Origin of the sequence: Lentzea sokolovensis (genome assembly GCF_033949975.1) — a bacterium.
In the GTDB taxonomy this organism is placed as follows: domain Bacteria; phylum Actinomycetota; class Actinomycetes; order Mycobacteriales; family Pseudonocardiaceae; genus Lentzea; species Lentzea sokolovensis.
In genome coordinates this window covers 228,291-243,632 of sequence record NZ_JAXAVU010000001.1, presented here as the reverse complement: position 1 = coordinate 243,632, position 15,342 = coordinate 228,291, and the positions used below count along the sequence as shown (strand labels likewise).

The following is a 15,342-nucleotide window of genomic DNA, read 5'->3' as shown; positions in this document are numbered from 1 at the left end:
GTAGGACAGTTACGGTCCTACAGTGGCCTCTGCTCGTTTGTTGAAGTTGCTCGGTCTGCTGCAGTCCCGCCGTGAGTGGTCCGGCGCGGAGCTCGCGGACCGGTTGGGCGTCACCACGCGCACGGTCCGGCGTGACGTCGACCGGCTTCGTTCGCTCGACTACCCGGTGCACGCGTCCATGGGCACGTCCGGTGGCGGTTACCGGCTCGGGTCGGGCGCGCAGTTGCCGCCGTTGCTGCTGGACGACGACGAGGCCGTGGCCGTGGCGGTCGGGCTGCGCACCGCGAGTGGCATCGAGAACATCGGTGAGACGGCCGTGCGCGCGTTGCTGAAGGTCGAGCAGGTGCTGCCGTCCGCGTTGCGGCATCGGGTCGCGGCACTGGAGATCGCGACGGTGCCGCACACCTCGGCGCCTCCGTCGGTCGACGCCGGGTTGCTGACGCTGGTCGGGACGGCCTGCCGCGACCGGCAACGGATCCGGTTCGGCTATGTCGGGCACGCGGGGGAGGAGTCGCAGCGGGAGGCCGAGCCGCATCGGCTCGTGACGTGGGGCCGGCGCTGGTATCTGGTCGCGTGGGATCTCGCGCGGGAGGACTGGCGGACTTTTCGGCTCGATCGGATGAGCGTGCGGACCCCGTTCGGCGCCCGCTTCACACCCCGTGAGATTCCGGGCGGCGACGCGGGGGCGTTCGTGGCGGCACGCGTCGCCGACCGGTGGCCCGTGCAGGGCGTCGTGCGACTGAGCGTGCCCGCGTCGGAGGCCGTGGAGTGGCGCAGCTACGGCGAGGTTTTGGCTGTGGACGAAACGTCGTGCCATGTCCGGGTCGGAGGCGAGACCATGGACGACGTGGTGTTCATGCTCGCGAGCATCACGGTCGAGTTCGAAGTCGTCTCCCCGCCGGAACTGGCCACGGCACTGCTCCGAGCCGCGGACCGGTTTCGCAGGGCGGCGAAGTTCTAGAGAATTTCTCAGGGTCCTGACAGCAGACTCCTAGCTGCACGCGGCTTAGTGGAGGTCAGGGAGGTCCGCCATGCTGATCGATCGCACCATGCCACTGGCCACCGCGCCGTTGGGCACCGCGCTCACCGTGACCCACGCGTCGGAGCGCGGGCCGCGCAAGTACAACGCCGACGCCTTCGCCCAGCACCGCCGTACGTTCGTGGTGGCCGATGGCGTGGGCGACTCCGCGTCCGCCGCCGAAGCCGCGTGGGCGGCCGCCCGAGCCGCCGCCCTGCTCGCCGACCCGGTCACCGCGATCCTCGCCGCCCACGATGCCCTGCAGGTGCACGCCGGTGACGCGGTGATCGTCGTCGCCACGGCCCGTCCCGGCGGCGGCTTCGACGTGGCGTGGGCAGGCGACTCCCGCGCGTACGCCTCGAACGGCTCGGACCTGGTTCAGCTCACCACGGACCACACGGTCGCCGAGTACTTCCGCGAGCGCGGCATCAAGGCCGAACCGCGGATGGAACACGTCGTCACGAACACCGTCCGCCACGCGACACCCGATAACATCGGCCGTGCGACGACTCGCGCACCGCGCCTCGCCCTCGTGTCCGATGGTGTCTACGGGCCGTTGGGGCACAACGGGATCGAGGCGATCATGTCCGGGCACGCCTCAGCAGAACGTTTGGTGCGTGCGGCTCTCTATGCGCGCGGCACCGACAACGCGACAGCGCTCGTGGTCAGCTGACCTTCCGCTTCTTCTTGCTGGCCTCGACGCTGCGCTGCAACGCCTCCATGAGGTCCACGACCCCGGTGGCCTCGGCGGGCTCGTCCTCGACCTTGACCTTGCGGCCCTTCTGCTTGGCCTTGATCAGCTTGGTGACGCGCTCGGTGTAGGTGTCGCGGTAGTTCTTGGGCCGCCACTCGTCGGCCATGGACTCGACCAGCGACACCGCCATGTCGAGCTCCTTGCCGCGCGGCGCCCGGCCCTCCGGCGTCACGTCCAGCACGTCCTTCGGCTTGCGGATCTCGTCCGCGAAGAACAGCGTGTGCACCGCGAGAATGCCCTTGTCCTCCGTCAACGCCGTCAGGTACTGCTTGCCGCGCATGACGAACATGGCGATGCCTGCCCGGTTCGTCTTCTTCATCGCCTGCGCGAGAAGCAGGTACGGGCGGGAGAACTCGGGCTTGGCCGGCCCGAGCCAGTAGGTCTTCTGGAAGTGCACCGGGTCGATCTCGTCGATGTCCACGAACGCCTCGATGTCGAGCGTGCGGCTGCGGCCCGGCGCGATCTCGTCCAGTTCCTCCGGCTCCACGACCACGTACTCGCCGCTGTCGACCTCGTGCCCCTTCACGATCTTGTCGTAGGGCACCTCGCGGCCGGTGCGCTCGTTCACGCGCTTGTAGCGGATGCGGTCGGACGTGCCGCGCTGGAACTGGTTGAAGTGCACGGTGTGGTCCACGGTGGCGCTGTACAGCTCCACCGGGATGCTCACGAGTCCAAAACTGACCGAACCGCTCCAGATCGCCCTCGCCATGCAGGTCAGGTACCCAGCGGAGCGCGCGGTTACTCGTCGAGTAGCCGAAGAGCCGCGTGCGGCCGGGGTTGTTACGGTCGCAACCGTGAGAGTCGTCGTGCTGTCCGACACGCACGCGCCGCGGTTCTGGAAGCGGTGCCCTGCCTCGGTGGCGTCACACCTGCGGTCGGCGGACCTGATCCTGCACGGCGGAGACGTCTGCGTGGCGCCGGTGCTGGACGAGCTGGCGCAGTACGCGCCCGTCATCGCGGTGTGCGGCAACAACGACGGGCCCGACGTGGTGGCCTGGGGCGCGCCGGACGTGGTCGAGGCCGAGATCGGCGGGCTGCCGTTCGCGATGATCCACGACAGCGGCCAGAAGGCCGGCCGGATGGCGAGGATGCGTCGCCGGTTCCCCGCAGCCAAGCTCGTCGTGTTCGGACACTCGCACATCCCGTGGGACGAGCAGGAGGACGGCGTCCGGGTGTTCAACCCCGGCTCGCCCACGGACAAGCGTCGTCAGCCGCAGGGCACCATCGGGTTGCTGGACGTCGAGGACGGCGTGCTGCTGGACGCCCGGATCGTGCCGGTCACGCGGTGACTTCGACGTCCTTCCGCGCCCAGGCCGCGAGTCGCGGGCCGAGTGCCTCGTAGACCTGCGGGTCGAACCCCATGCCGGTGTGCGTGCTGCGCACCTCGACGCATTCCGCGCACGGGTCCTGGCACAGCTCCCACGGCACAATGCCGTCCAGCCGCGAGAAGATGGAGATCGCGGGGACCTTCAACGGCTCGGCGAGCGCCTTGATGTGGTCGTCGTAGCAAGGCCCGCGCATGCAGTCGTCGTCGAGCAGCCCGGGCACACCCGCGGCGGCCAGGCGGGTCAGGAACCGGGCGACGCGCAGGACGTTGGGATGCGCGCCCATCGGGTCGAGCACGGGGCTGCCCAGCATCACCAGGCCGTGCACGAGGTCGGGACGCCGGGCGGCGGCGAGTCGCGCGAGCCAGCCGCCGCGGCTCTGGCCGAGCAGCACCACCGGACGGCCGGTGAGCTCGACGTGCTTCTCGGTGCTGTGCAGGAGCTTCGTCAGCAGTTCCGCGGTGCAGCCGATGGTGAACCCGACTCCGGAGCGGCCAGGGTGGTAGCCGCGAGCGCGCAACCACGACCCCGCGGGGGACAGGCTGGCCTCACCGGCGCCGAAACCCGGCACGAGCACGACGCCGAGCCCGTTGCCCTCGTGTGGATCCGTGCTGCGCCACACCGGGTGGCGCAGCAACCTCGGCACGTCCCACACCGCCCTGACCACGCTCTCGCGGGAGGCGGATCGCAATCCGTCGAACATGACTGTGGATTGCCGACTGTTCGGTGACTAAACCATCATGTTCGCACCACGATGGAGCGAAGAGAAGCATGCCCTGGTCGCCAGCCGGTCGACACGGCGACGTACCGCGCGGTGGCGTCGGTGCCGTAGGTCTTGCCGTCCACGCTGTACGTGACGGTGTGCGGTGGCGCCGGCCCGACCGTCCACTGCAGATCGACCTCGCCGATCGCGCGGGTCGTGCCGAGGTCGACGACCATGCGGCCGTTCGGTCCCGGCTTCCACGCGGTGTGCTGCTCGCCGTCGACCGCCGCGGCCGGATCGCTCATGCCGGGTGGCAGCACGGAGTTCGGGAACGTGACGCGGCCCAGCGCCAGGTCGTTGATCGGGAACGGCGTGGCCGGCGGCATGCTCACCGTGCGCTCGGCCCTGCCCAGCACGACCGGGAGGCTGCGGCCGTCGCGGTGGGTCAGCACGAACATGGCCGGGCCCCCGCGAAAAGTGACCCGCTGCCCGTCGTGCACGACGGCGGTGATGCCCGGCGGGATGCCGCGGGCGGTGAACCAGGGAGCCTCGATCCGCGCGGTGGCGGAGGGCAGGGTCAGCGCGTAGTCGGTGCCGTCGCGGGTGGTGACCTGCGTGCCGCGGTACAGGCGGGTGCCGCGCAGCCGGACGGTTCCGGTGACGTCGGCGCCGGACAGGTTGAACAGGCTGAGGAACCCGTCCGCGGTGCTCGCCCGCACTCCTGGAGGGCACTGCGGGGCCTGCTCCGCCGCGATCTTGCGCAGATCGGCTCGGACGTACCCCTCGACGAGTCCCGCGGGCACGGTGATCGTGTCGCCCTGCACCGTGATCGGCTCCGAGGACCGTGAGACGAACCCCGCCCGGCCGTCCACGTCGAGCCAGCCCGGCGTGCTGAGATCCGGTCGCGGGTATTCGGCCACCGTCGTCCACACGGCGCCGTCCAGCGACGTCTCGACGCGGTACGCGCCCGCGGCCGCTGTCTCCCAACGCAAGCGCACGCGGTGCACGGTCGTGGCGGCGCCGAGGTCGACGGAGATCCAGCTGTCCGCGCGGCCGCGTTCGGCACGTGCGACGGCCCAGCGCGTGCCCGGATCGCCGTCGGTCGCCTTCGCCGGTTCGTAGCCGGGATCGAACGACGACGCCGTCACCGTTCCCCGGCCCACCTCGAACTCGAACAACGAGTAGCCGTAGGTCGGGTGCGGGGTGATGCCGACCATGCGGACGTGACGCGCGGACGTCTCCGGCAACGTCAGCTCGTCGACCCGGAACCCTTCTCGCGCCTGGACCGTGACGCGGCCCGCCGATCCCGTGTAGGTGCGGGAACCGGTGAGGCCGGGCATCCCGGCCATCGCGAGGTTGTGCACGTCGACACGGCCGGGGCGGGGGAGTGCGCACACGATCGTGCCGGTCGGCAGGGTGGCGGTGCCGGCGAACCCGTCCGCGAACCGCAGGACACTCGCGGTCGCGTCGAAACCGTCTCGTATCCGTTGGTAGGCAACGGTGTTGCGTCCGGTGACGGCCGCCGGTGGCAGCAGCATCGGGGTCGCGCCGCTGATCTTGAACAGCCAGTCGTCGTGCGCGGGCTGCCAGGCGAGCTTCGTGAACCCCGGCTTGGTCACCGTGCCCGCCCACGCGGCCGCCGACTGGTGCGTCAGCAGACCGGGGTCGGCGCCGTGGTCGATCGTGATCGCGGCGCGGGTGAAGAAGTCCGTTGCCGGGGCCACCGGTGGGCGCAGTTCGTGCAGCAGATAGCTGATCGCGAGCTCCGCGCGTGCCTCCGGCTCGTACTTGGCCTCGCCGGAGAACTTCGCCAACCGGTACACGGGCGGATGTGCCTGGTAGGCGAGCAGCCGCGACGCGAGGGCTGACTCGGCCCACGCCGCCATCGGGTCGCGCAGCACCGTGGAGCGGAAGGCGAGCGGGATGACGTCACGGCCGTAGAGGTGTTCCCGGTCGTTGACCATCGGCATCAACGGCTCGCCGGCGTCGCTCATCGTGGCGAGGATGGTGCGCCACAACAGCTCCCCGTTGGGCTGCTTGGTCAGCACCTCGGGCAGCGGCCTTCCGGCGAGCAGGAAGTGCACGGAGTTGCGGCCGGAGGTGCGCCAGAGTTCTTCCTGGTAGTGCGGGCCGAACGAGCCGTGGTTCTCGACGATGAACGTGTCGTGCAGGTTCGTCGCGGTGTTGGCCGAGATCGGCGTTCCGTCCACTGTGGAGGGATTGGCCAGGTCGGCGGCGGGCAGTCCCGCCTCGTTGCGGCTCCAGCGGCCGAACGCCTCGCGCCAGCCAGGCCCGTCGCCGTGCCAGGCCAGTCCGGGCGCGAGCGACTGGGCGTAGACGCCCATCTCCTCCAGCTTGGTGTCGCCGCGATGACCGCCGGTGAGACCGTTCGGCGTCCAGCTGCCGGAACGCGGGTCGTTCGCGGTGCCGAGTGAGGTCGTGTAGTCGGCCTGGCCGCGTGCGATCGTCTCCACGTTCGCTCGGGTCTGCGCGTCGAGGTCCGGCCAGAGCAGCCGGGCGGCCAGGACGAAGTAGGACTGGAACGTGGTGTCCCAGAACAGGGTCTTGCCCCACTCGGTGCCGCCCGCCAGCACGTTGCTCGCCGCGAAGTGCTTGATCGTGGCGAGCGTGTGGTCGCGCAGGACGTCCTTCTCGACGCCCGCCAGGGACGCGTCGTAGGTGCCTCTGGTGAGCAGGACGGCGTTGCCGAGCACGACCGCGAACCCGAAGTCCGTGCGCCGATACCGTCCGGCCGTGGCGTCGTACTGCGTCTCGGCCCACCTCGTGTGTCTGAGCAGCACCTCGTAGTAGGTGTCCCTGAGCTGTGCGAACGAGACTTTCGGCGCGACCGCCAGCACACCCGTGGCGTAGAGGAACGTTCTGCGGTTGATCAGCACGTCAGCGCCGCCTCCGCCCAGTCGGCGTGGTCGAAGTTGCGGCCGTCGCCGCCGTCGGTGACGCGCAGGCTGAGCATCCGGACGTCGCTGACGTCGACGTCGATCGGCACCGCCGCGCCCTTACCTGCTATGACTCCGCTGTCGTACAACGGTTTGTCGTCGCCGTAGACCTGGAACGAGACCGAGCCCGGTTGTCCGGTCTCGTCGTCGAGGCCGATCTTCGCGGTGAAGTGCTCGCAGCCGCGTCCGAGGTAGACCGAGACCTCGGACGGCGCGTGCGTGCCGAGTCCCTTGGCGTAGGTGACGCCACCGACGGTCAGCACGTTGCCGTCGCCCCCGGTGTTCTCGCCGTTGGACCTGTCGCGTTCCACCGGGCCCCAGCCGTTGGTCTCGCTCATGAACGGCAGATCGCTGACCTGGGCCCCGTTCGCCGGCGTCGGGGGCGGCACGAACGCCTTGACCGCCTGCTCGACGTGCACGCCGCCGAAGGTGGCGACGATCGGCACGTCCACCGGGCCGACCCGCGTGCCGGCTCGGAGCTGCCAGCTACCGCTGATCGACTCGCCCGGCGCGAGCCTGCGGCGTTGCACGGCCGGTCCGCTGACGGACCAGCCCTCGGGTGCGGTCGCGGTCAGCTTGACGTCGCGGATCTCCTTGTCGCCGTTGGTGAACGTGCCGGCCACCTCGACGGTCGACCCCGCCGGGGTGTCGACCTGTCCGGAAGGCGCGACGGTCAACGTGGTCTTCGGGACCTGCCGGATCGGCTGGTCGCAGGTCTGCAAGCCCGGCCGGTACCGGCAGATGACCGCCGCGAAGCCGCCGTTGCGCTTGACCGGTACGCCGAGGGTGTCGGAACCGCGCAGGATCTGGCCGTCGCGGACGACGTCGGCCCTGATGGCGGGGTCGCGGACGGTCTCGACCAGCCACTGCCCGCCGCCGAGGAACCCGAGCGGCGCCTGGAGAGTGAGGTCCTGGGTGGCGATGCCGCCGACGAACCACTTGTCGCCGTTGCGGCGCGCGACCACGGCGTGCGAGTCCGGGTCGCCGTTGAGCAGCCTGGTCTCGTCCCAGATCGTCGGGATCTGGTCGAGGTAGCGCAACGCCTGCGGATGCCGTTCGTAGGCCTCGGGTTTGTCCGCGAAGTGCGTCCAGCCCGACTCGTAGACGACCGGCAGCGCCACCTCGTGCGCGATCGACGCCTCCTTCGTGCCGACTTCGAGCGACACGGGCGTGTAGTCCATCGAGCCGGCGACGTTGCGGGTGAAGAACTGCACGGGGTTGTTGGCGGCGGGCGGGTAGTTCTCGGCGCCGCGCACGGCCTCCATCGTGAGCACGTGCGGCCACGTGCGCGCGAGGCCGTGCGGGATGGTGGAGCCGTGGAAGTTGACCATCAGCTTGAGGTCGGCCGTCTTCTGCAACACCGCGTCGTACCAGCGATAACGGTCCTGCGAGTCGGACTCCATGAAGTCGAGTTTCACGCCCTTGGCGCCCCACTGCTTGATCCTGGGCAGCACGGTGTCGCGTTCCTGCTGTGTGTCGAGGTCGCTCCAGTGCAGCCACAGCAGGATCTCCACGCCCTGCGCGCGGGCGTACCGGATGAGCTCCGGCACCCACGCGGCGCTCCAGCCCTCGTCGACCAGCGCGTACTCCCAGCCGTTGCGGGCGGCGAAGTCCACGTACTGCTTCTGCCGCGCGAAGTCACTCGGGCTAGAGTGCTCGCTCAGCCACGACCAGGCGACCTTGCCCGGCCTGATCCAGCTCTGGTCGGCGAACTTCGCGGGACTGGCCAGGTCGTCCACGAGAGTGGAGGTGCTGACCGTGCCGAGATCGCCGACGATCGCGGTGCGCCAGGGCGTGGTTCCGGTCGACGCGACCTGGGCGTCGGCGAGCACGACCTGGAATGCGTTGCCGCTCTTGCGCAACCTGCTGCCCGCGTACCGGCCGTCCACATCGGATTCGGTGAGCAGCGCGAAGTCCTGTCCCGTCTGGAAGAGCGACGGGTAGCCGAAGTCCCCGGTGGCCTCGCCCGCGGTCGTGCGCACGCGGTTGGCCTCGTACCAGGCGTTGTAGGGGAGCAGCCACGCCTTCGAGTCCGCGGGAACGCTGAAGCTCGACGCCTCTCCGGTGATCGTCGCGGGGGCGGGCAGCACGTAGCGGTAGGCCACGCCGTCCGCCGAGGCGCGCACGACCAGGTCGAAGCTGCCGCTCGCGTTGCGGAAGCCGAACCTGGCCTCGTTCATCCGGGTGGCGCGCTGCAGCCGTTTGCCGGTCGGCATGGTGTAGCGGTCGATGACAACGCGGTCACTGCGGCCGGTGGACGTCAGGTCCTTCGTGAGGTCCGCGGTGGTCGTCGTGAGGCCGATCGCGGCGGGCTGGAGCACCGTTCTGCCCTGCCGTCGTACGGCTATCGTCAGGTTTCCGCTGTTCAGAGCTACTTCCGCGACGACTTGGCCAGGGCCTGTCACCGTCTGGTCGGCAGGTGCGGCGACGGCGGGCGCGGCGGGCAACAGCAGGGCGAGCACGAGTACGAGCAGTCGTGACATCGTTGTCAGCTCCCGGTGTGAGACCGCTCCCATCGTGTGGGGCCGTTCGTTCCCGGTCAAGAGGCTGATAGTTATCAGTCGATTTGCGGACAGATGAAGAGATCTTCATCTTGGTCTCATGCGGGACTACTCCGGCTGGGGCATCGTCAGTCGCATGCTGCCGTCCGCCCGCACCGGCACGGTCCTCGTGGCCGTGCTCAGCGTGGTGTGCGCGCTCGCGGCCGTGCTGCTCGTGCTCACCGTGGCGCGACCGGTTCCGCCCGACGTGCGAGCACCGGAGGTCCAGATAGGACGATCGGCTCCGCCCGCCCCGTCCTCCTCCGCGGTGCCCACGACCACACCCGGCTCCGTGCTGCCCCCGCCACCGCCGGTCGAAGACGACGACGATGGCGAGGACGACTGACGTGCCCGCACGCGTGAAGATCATGTGCTGGCTCCTCGGCCTCATGACGCTCGTCCTCGGGACCGTCGTGGTCGTGGTGTGGCGCTTCCTGCTCGTCGACGTCGACGACCGCGTCAACCGCGCCCTGGAACAGGAGACCGGCGAGTTCAGCACGTACGCCGAGACGCACGCCGGCGACGCCCGCGCCGTCGCCGAGGCCCACCTGCGCCTGCAGTACCCCGACGAGCACGAGATCCACCTCGCCGTTCTCCCCGGCGGTGTGCTCGTCCAGCGTGCCGAGATGACCTACGCGCTGGAGAACGACCGTGCGGTGCTGGGCGTGATCACCTCCTCAAGCGCGTCGTGGGGAGTCGTGTCCACTCCGGCCGGTCCGTTCCGCTGGGCGAAGGTGCACGCGGCGGCTCCCGCGGAGATGTGGTTCGTCACCGGCTACTTCGAGGACGGCGTGCACGCCCCGGTGCACTCGACAGTGCGCGTGCTGGTGCTGGTGTCGCTGGCGGGGCTGCTGATCGCCGCCCTGATCGCCTGGTTCGTGGCCGGGGTGATCCTCGCGCCGATCCGCGTGGTCCGCCAGGCGGCGGCCGAGATCACCGAGTACGACCTCACCCGCCGCATCCCGGTCTCCGGCAACGACGACGTCGCCGCGCTCGCCCAGCAGTTCAACTCGATGCTGGACCGCCTCGACCGCTCGTTCCGGCTGCAACGCCAGTTCCTCGACGACGCCTCCCACGAACTGCGCACGCCGATCACCATCGTCCGCGGCCACCTGGAACTGCTGGGCGACTCACCGGAGGAACGCGCCGCCGTCGTGCGGCTGTGCACCGACGAGCTCGACCGCATGGCCCGCCTGGTCGAGGACCTGCTGCTGCTGGTCAAGTCCGAACGCCCGGACTTCCTGCGTCCCGTCGTGGTGAGCCTGCCCGAACTCACCAGCGACATCGACGCCAAGCTGCGCGCCCTGGGCGACCGCCGCTGGGTGCTCGAGTCGATCGCCGAGGGCGAGGCCGTGCTGGACCCGCAACGCGTGACCCAGGCCGTCCTGCAACTCGCCTCGAACGCGGTCCGGCACACGACCGACGGCTCCACGATCCGGTTCGGATCCTCAGTGGACACCGCGGTCTCGTTCTGGATAGCCGACTCCGGCCCCGGCGTGAGTGACGAGTCGTTGCTCTTCTCCCGCTCCACGGGCCTCGGCCTGCCGATCGTCAAGGCCATCGCCGACGCGCACGGCGGTGCCGTGCGGGTACGTTCGGTGGCGGGGCAGGGAGCGACTTTTGTGGTGGAGGTACCGCGATGACCGGCCGGATCCTGATCGTCGAGGACGAGGCCCGCATCGCCTCCTTCGTGGAGAAAGGACTGCGCGCCAACGGCTTCAGCACGTCCGTGGTCGCCTCCGGCGCGGACGCGTTGTCGTGGGCTGCGTCCTTCGACCTGGTGGTGCTCGACCTCGGACTGCCGGACCTGGACGGCTTCTCCGTGCTGCGCTCGCTGCGCGCCCAGGGCGTGCAGACCCCGGTGATCATCCTGACCGCGCGTGACTCCGTGCACGACACCGTCGCAGGTCTGTCCGGCGGCGCCGACGACTACATGACCAAGCCGTTCCGCTTCGAGGAACTGCTGGCCCGCGTGCGACTCCGGCTGCGCCCACCCGGCGTGCCCGAGTCCACCGTGCTGTCCGCCGGGACGTTGTCGCTGGACCTGCGCACCCGCCAGGCCGTGCTGCCGTCCGGTTCGGTGGACCTCACCGCCCGCGAGTTCGCTCTGCTGGAGCTGTTCCTGCGCCACCCCGGCCAGGTGCTGGTGCGCGAGCAGATCCTGTCGCACGTCTGGGGCTACGACTTCGACCCCGGGTCCAATGTGGTCGACGTGTACGTGCGCTCACTGCGCCGCAAGATCGGGGCGGAGCGCGTGGAGACCGTGCGCGGCATGGGCTACCGCCTGGTCTAGTGCGAGCCTCGGGTCACCAGGTCCAGGAGGGGGTGATGGCGAGGAAGAAGATCAGCAGGGCGACGAGGCAGACGATCACCATCACCACCATGCCCACGTCGAGGTGCTGACGCCGGAGTCCTTCTTCGCTGTCCGCGCGCCTCTTCGCTCTCTCGCGCTCTCTTTGCGCTCTGGCCTGGAATTCGTTGAAGGGGTCTGGACGCATCGGGAACTCCCTCTCACGTCACCTGTGCCTCGTATCAGGATGACTCCGTCCGACGGCTGAAGAACCCGCTGAACGTGTGACGGCGGCACGTCAGATGAAGGCTCCTTCATCCGGGCTTCACCGCTGGATCAGCACGGCGCCGCAGGATCGTTCTCGTGATGCTGACGCTGGTGGTCTTCGCGGTGGCGGTGGTGCTCTGGACGTGCACACCGCTCGACGACACGTTCGTCGCCCTCGCCGCCGTGGTCGTCCTGCTGCTGTTCGGAGTGCTGCCGGCCTCGGCCCTGGCGGTGCTGGGCGGCTCGACGACCTGGCTGCTGATCGCGGCCTTCGTGCTCGCGTCCGGCGTCTCGGCATCGGGGCTGCCGGCCCGCCTCGCGACGTCGCTGGCAGGCCGTGCGCGTTCAGTGCGCGGGCTGCTGCACCTGACGGCGTTCGCCTTGCTGCTCACCGCTTTCCTCGTGCCCTCGACCTCGGGCCGTGCCGCGCTCGCGTTGCCCGTGCACGGTGCCTTGCGGGAGCGCGTGAACTCGCGGGTGTCGCGTGCCCTCGGGGTGCTGTTCCCGTCGGTGATCCTGCTGACCGCGGTGGCGACCCTGGTGGGCGCGGGAGCGCACCTGATCACCAGCGCGCTGCTGGAGCAGGCGACGGGGGAGGGCATCGGGTTCGGGCAGTGGCTGGTGCTGGGGCTGCCGCTCGCCCTGGTCAGCGCGCACCTGACGGCCGAGGTGGTGCTGTGGCTCTTCACGACCCGCGCGGATCGGGCGGAGCGTCTCGGCGCGGAACCGCTCGGCGTGGACGAGTCCGCGCTGGTCACGGCAGCGCGGAGCGAGGGTCCCCTCCCGGGGGTCCCCTGTTCTAATTCTCCCAGACAGCACCGACAATTCCGGGCGCTCTCGGGATCGCTGACCATCCCGCTGCCCGCGGAGGGCCGCCGCGCTGAGGGCCGCTGCACCGAGGCTGGCCCCACCTCAGCCCATGCCACCTCAGCCCATGCCACGGCAGGCCACGCCACCTCAGGCCACGCCGCGGCAGGCCACCCCTCTGCGGCCCACCCCACTGCGGCCCACCCCACTGCGGCCCGTCCCGCCTCGACCCGTCCCACCGCGACCCTCACCCGCGTGGTCGCCCCACTGGCACCACCGGCCGCACCCAAGACCATCCGCGCGGTGATCGCCGGCCTGACCAGGCCCGAACTCACCGCCGTAGCGATCCTCGCCGTCGTCTCCGCGGCCTGGCTCACCGAACCCTGGCACCACGTCCCACCCGAGGTCACCGCGTTGGCCGGAGCCATCGCCATCACGACCCCACGCCTCGGCCTCACCACGCTCAAGCAGGCGATGGCCGAGATCCCGTGGTCCCTCCTCCTGTTCATGGCCGCCACCACCATGCTCGGCACCGCCCTGGTCGGCTCCGGCGCGGCAGCGAGCATCGCGACCCTGATCAGTCCGTCCCACCTGCTTCCGACCGTGATCGCGGTGAGCCTCCTCGCGCACCTCGTCGTCCAGTCCCGCTCGGCCCGGTCCTCGGTGCTGATCCCGATCGTCATCCCGCTCGCGGTCGCCGCCGGACTCAACCCCGCGGCCCTGGCCTTCGCCTCCACCGCGGCCGCCGGCTTCTGCCACACCTTCACGTCGTCCGCGAAACCGGTCGCCCTCTTCGCCGACGCCTACCGCCCCAAGGATCTGCTCAAGCTCTCCGCGGTCCTCGCCCCGATCACCGGCGCGTTCGTTCTCGCCTGCGCCGTCCTCCTGTGGCCGCACCTCGGCCTCCCACTGAAATGAGGTCACCGATGCGTTTTCTGGTAGCTCCCAGCGGTTTCAAGGAATCTCTCGACGCGTGCGAGGTCGCCGACGCGATCGAGCAGGGCATCTACCGGGTGGTTCCCGGTGCGGTCGTGGACAAGGCGCCGCTCGTCGACGGCGGTGAGGGCTCGGCCAAAGCTCTCGCGGAGGCGACCGGCGGCCGGCTCGTCCCCGTCCTGGTCACCGGGCCGGTCGGCGAGCGGATCCCGTCCAGCTTCGCGTTGCTCGGCGGGCCTGGACCCCGCACCGCCGTGGTCGAGATGGCGGCCGCGGCAGGCTTGCGCCTCGTCCCGAACGGCCACCGCGACCCGGCCACGACCACCACGTACGGCGTCGGCGAACTCGTCCTCGCCGCGCTGGACCTCGGTGTCGACCGGATCCTGGTCGGGTGCGGCGACTCCGGCACGTCCGACGGCGGCGCCGGCGCGTTGCAGGCACTGGGCGCGCGGATCACCGACGCACAGGGCCGCGAGATCGAACGCGGGGGAGCGGCCCTGCTCGGCGCCAGGGCGCTCGACCTGTCCGAAGTGGACCCCAGACTGGACAAGGTCGAGATCACCGTGGCCTGCAACCAGCACAACGTGCTGTGCGGCGACCGAGGCGTGGCGAGGGTGTTCGGGCCGCAGAAGGGCGCGACGCCGGCGCAGGTCGACCTGCTCGGCGCCGCGCTGGACAACTGGGCGGACCTGCTCGGCCCGGAGGCCCGCACCATTCCCGGTGGCGGCGCGTCGGGCGGGCTCGGCGCCGGCCTGCACGCGCTCAACGCCACCCTCGTGCCGCGCTTCGAGGTGATGCTGGAGCACTCCGACCTCGACGCCCGCCTGCCGCACGCCGACCTCGTCATCACCGCGGAAGGCGCCATCGACGGCCAGACCCCGCACGGCAAGGTGCCCGCGGAGGTGGCGCGCCGGGCCAAGAAGCACGGCAAGCCCGTCATCGCGCTCGCCGGCACGATCGGGGAGAACGCCCGCGCCACCCACGACGTCGGCATCGACGCCTACGCCAGCATCATCGCCGCCCCGGTCGCGCTGGACGTCGCGATGGCCACCGCCGCGGAACTGCTCACCGACGCCACGGAACGGACGCTGCGGCTGGTCCTGGTCGGCGCGGCCCTCACATGACGACGATCTCGATCTCCCTGCCGAGCTTCGCGCCGTTCAGCAGTTCGAGGTCGTCGCCGCTCCAGAACTTGCCGGGGTCGTACCAGTTGGGCCTGCGCTTGGGCAGCAAACCCATCTCCTCGTACGTCACGGCCACGATCTCCGCGCAGAACGCGCTTTCGATGGTCGCGTCCCCCTTGGGCCGCAACGGAATCCGTCCGCGCGCCCACCGCGAGGCGAGCTTGGCGGTGGACGGGAACGGCGTGCCGTCCAGCCGCGCCACCGTCCTGAGCGCCGCGTCCTCCATCTCGCGCGTCACCTCGTGGTCGAGCTGCCGCAACCAGGCCCGCTGCCCGTACTTGTCGTGCCACGTCACGACGGCGTCGCGCAGGTCGTGCAGCTGAGCGCCGCGCTGATGGGTGCCCGACCACATGTCCTTCAAGGACTTGCCGAGTTCGGCGTGCCACATCAGCGGCGGCATGTCGTCGATCACGATCGCCATGCCGACGTGGTTGACCGGGCTGTTGGTCATGGCCTGGATCGCCCGGTCCGCCGCGCTGCGCCCGCGGAACACCCACACGTCGCCGGTGCGGGTCATCTCGACGGCTTTGTCCAGTGTTGTCGCCATGACCGACTAGCCTA

13 protein-coding genes and 1 pseudogene are annotated in these 15,342 nt (G+C 70.3%); 8 read left to right on the top strand and 6 right to left on the bottom strand.

Going from position 1 to position 15,342, the window contains the following annotated elements:
• The first annotated feature begins 22 nt into the window (after positions 1–22).
• Together SK854_RS01155 and SK854_RS01150 are read left to right on the top strand one after the other, a co-directional pair.
• Positions 23–961 carry a helix-turn-helix transcriptional regulator gene (locus SK854_RS01155; RefSeq protein ID WP_319973052.1) on the top strand — a complete coding sequence of 313 codons (939 nt, stop codon included), beginning with the start codon at positions 23–25 and terminating at the stop codon, positions 959–961.
• Between the two features lie 70 nt (positions 962–1,031).
• Positions 1,032–1,691, top strand: coding sequence for a PP2C family protein-serine/threonine phosphatase (locus tag SK854_RS01150; RefSeq protein ID WP_319973051.1), 660 nt, complete (start codon positions 1,032–1,034; stop codon positions 1,689–1,691).
• A gap of 10 nt (positions 1,692–1,701) precedes the next feature.
• Here the strand turns inward: SK854_RS01150 and ku are convergent.
• Positions 1,702–2,481: pseudogene (gene ku, locus SK854_RS01145) on the bottom strand (non-homologous end joining protein Ku); the annotation flags it as partial.
• A gap of 85 nt (positions 2,482–2,566) precedes the next feature.
• Between ku and SK854_RS01140 the strand changes: the two are divergent.
• Complete coding sequence (locus tag SK854_RS01140; protein WP_319973050.1) at positions 2,567–3,061, top strand: metallophosphoesterase family protein; 495 nt, start codon at positions 2,567–2,569, stop codon at positions 3,059–3,061.
• Here the strand turns inward: SK854_RS01140 and SK854_RS01135 are convergent.
• From SK854_RS01135 to SK854_RS01125, 3 genes are read right to left on the bottom strand one after another with little or no spacing between them, the layout of a single operon-like run.
• The gene (locus SK854_RS01135; protein WP_319973049.1) at positions 3,051–3,788 is read right to left on the bottom strand and encodes an alpha/beta fold hydrolase; all 738 of its coding nucleotides are present in this window, start codon (positions 3,786–3,788) and stop codon (positions 3,051–3,053) included. The genes SK854_RS01140 and SK854_RS01135 overlap by 11 nt on opposite strands.
• Positions 3,789–3,835: 47 nt before the next feature.
• Entirely contained in the window at positions 3,836–6,697 is a 2,862-nt protein-coding gene (locus SK854_RS01130; RefSeq protein ID WP_319973048.1) for a discoidin domain-containing protein, read from the bottom strand.
• A complete protein-coding gene (locus SK854_RS01125; RefSeq protein WP_319973047.1) occupies positions 6,691–9,240 on the bottom strand; it encodes a glycoside hydrolase family 97 catalytic domain-containing protein in 2,550 nt (849 codons plus the stop codon). The genes SK854_RS01130 and SK854_RS01125 overlap by 7 nt, the downstream gene beginning before the upstream one ends.
• A gap of 118 nt (positions 9,241–9,358) precedes the next feature.
• Here SK854_RS01125 and SK854_RS01120 point away from each other — a divergent pair, with 118 nt between their 5' ends.
• Genes SK854_RS01120 through SK854_RS01110 form a run of 3 tightly spaced genes read left to right on the top strand, consistent with a single transcriptional unit; the run spans position 9,359 to position 11,590 of the window.
• Complete coding sequence (locus SK854_RS01120) at positions 9,359–9,643, top strand: hypothetical protein (RefSeq protein ID WP_319973046.1); 285 nt, start codon at positions 9,359–9,361, stop codon at positions 9,641–9,643.
• Between the two features lies 1 nt (position 9,644).
• Positions 9,645–10,940 carry a sensor histidine kinase gene (locus SK854_RS01115; protein ID WP_319973045.1) on the top strand — a complete coding sequence of 432 codons (1,296 nt, stop codon included), beginning with the start codon at positions 9,645–9,647 and terminating at the stop codon, positions 10,938–10,940.
• The gene (locus SK854_RS01110) at positions 10,937–11,590 is read left to right on the top strand and encodes a response regulator transcription factor (RefSeq protein WP_093587879.1); all 654 of its coding nucleotides are present in this window, start codon (positions 10,937–10,939) and stop codon (positions 11,588–11,590) included. Before SK854_RS01115 ends, SK854_RS01110 begins: the two co-directional genes overlap by 4 nt.
• Positions 11,591–11,603: 13 nt before the next feature.
• Here SK854_RS01110 and SK854_RS01105 read toward each other — a convergent pair whose 3' ends face one another.
• Positions 11,604–11,795, bottom strand: a complete 192-nt coding sequence (locus SK854_RS01105; RefSeq protein WP_319973044.1) for a hypothetical protein — start codon at positions 11,793–11,795, stop codon at positions 11,604–11,606.
• A 158-nt stretch (positions 11,796–11,953) separates the two neighbouring features.
• Between SK854_RS01105 and SK854_RS01100 the strand changes: the two genes are divergently transcribed.
• Positions 11,954–13,579: an SLC13 family permease gene (locus SK854_RS01100; protein WP_319973043.1), complete on the top strand. Its 1,626-nt coding sequence runs from the start codon at positions 11,954–11,956 to the stop codon at positions 13,577–13,579.
• An 8-nt stretch (positions 13,580–13,587) separates the two neighbouring features.
• Positions 13,588–14,721: a glycerate kinase family protein gene (locus SK854_RS01095; protein ID WP_319973042.1), complete on the top strand. Its 1,134-nt coding sequence runs from the start codon at positions 13,588–13,590 to the stop codon at positions 14,719–14,721.
• Here the strand turns inward: SK854_RS01095 and SK854_RS01090 are convergent.
• On the bottom strand, positions 14,714–15,328 hold the full coding sequence (locus SK854_RS01090) for a hypothetical protein (protein ID WP_319973041.1): 615 nt from the start codon (positions 15,326–15,328) through the stop codon (positions 14,714–14,716). The two genes, SK854_RS01095 and SK854_RS01090, sit on opposite strands and share 8 nt — an antisense overlap.
• Between the last annotated feature and the right edge of the window lie 14 nt (positions 15,329–15,342).

Bases quoted from the DNA above. Each gene is read 5' to 3' on its own strand.
- SK854_RS01105 (WP_319973044.1), bottom strand. From the start codon at position 11,795: ATGCGTCCAGACCCCTTCAACGAATTCCAGGCCAGAGCGCAAAGAGAG.
- SK854_RS01095 (WP_319973042.1), top strand. From the start codon at position 13,588: ATGCGTTTTCTGGTAGCTCCCAGCGGTTTCAAGGAATCTCTCGACGCG.
- SK854_RS01150 (WP_319973051.1), top strand. From the start codon at position 1,032: ATGCTGATCGATCGCACCATGCCACTGGCCACCGCGCCGTTGGGCACC.
- SK854_RS01125 (WP_319973047.1), bottom strand. From the start codon at position 9,240: ATGTCACGACTGCTCGTACTCGTGCTCGCCCTGCTGTTGCCCGCCGCG.
- SK854_RS01110 (WP_093587879.1), top strand. From the start codon at position 10,937: ATGACCGGCCGGATCCTGATCGTCGAGGACGAGGCCCGCATCGCCTCC.
- SK854_RS01090 (WP_319973041.1), bottom strand. From the start codon at position 15,328: ATGGCGACAACACTGGACAAAGCCGTCGAGATGACCCGCACCGGCGAC.
- SK854_RS01100 (WP_319973043.1), top strand. From the start codon at position 11,954: ATGCTGACGCTGGTGGTCTTCGCGGTGGCGGTGGTGCTCTGGACGTGC.
- SK854_RS01120 (WP_319973046.1), top strand. From the start codon at position 9,359: ATGCGGGACTACTCCGGCTGGGGCATCGTCAGTCGCATGCTGCCGTCC.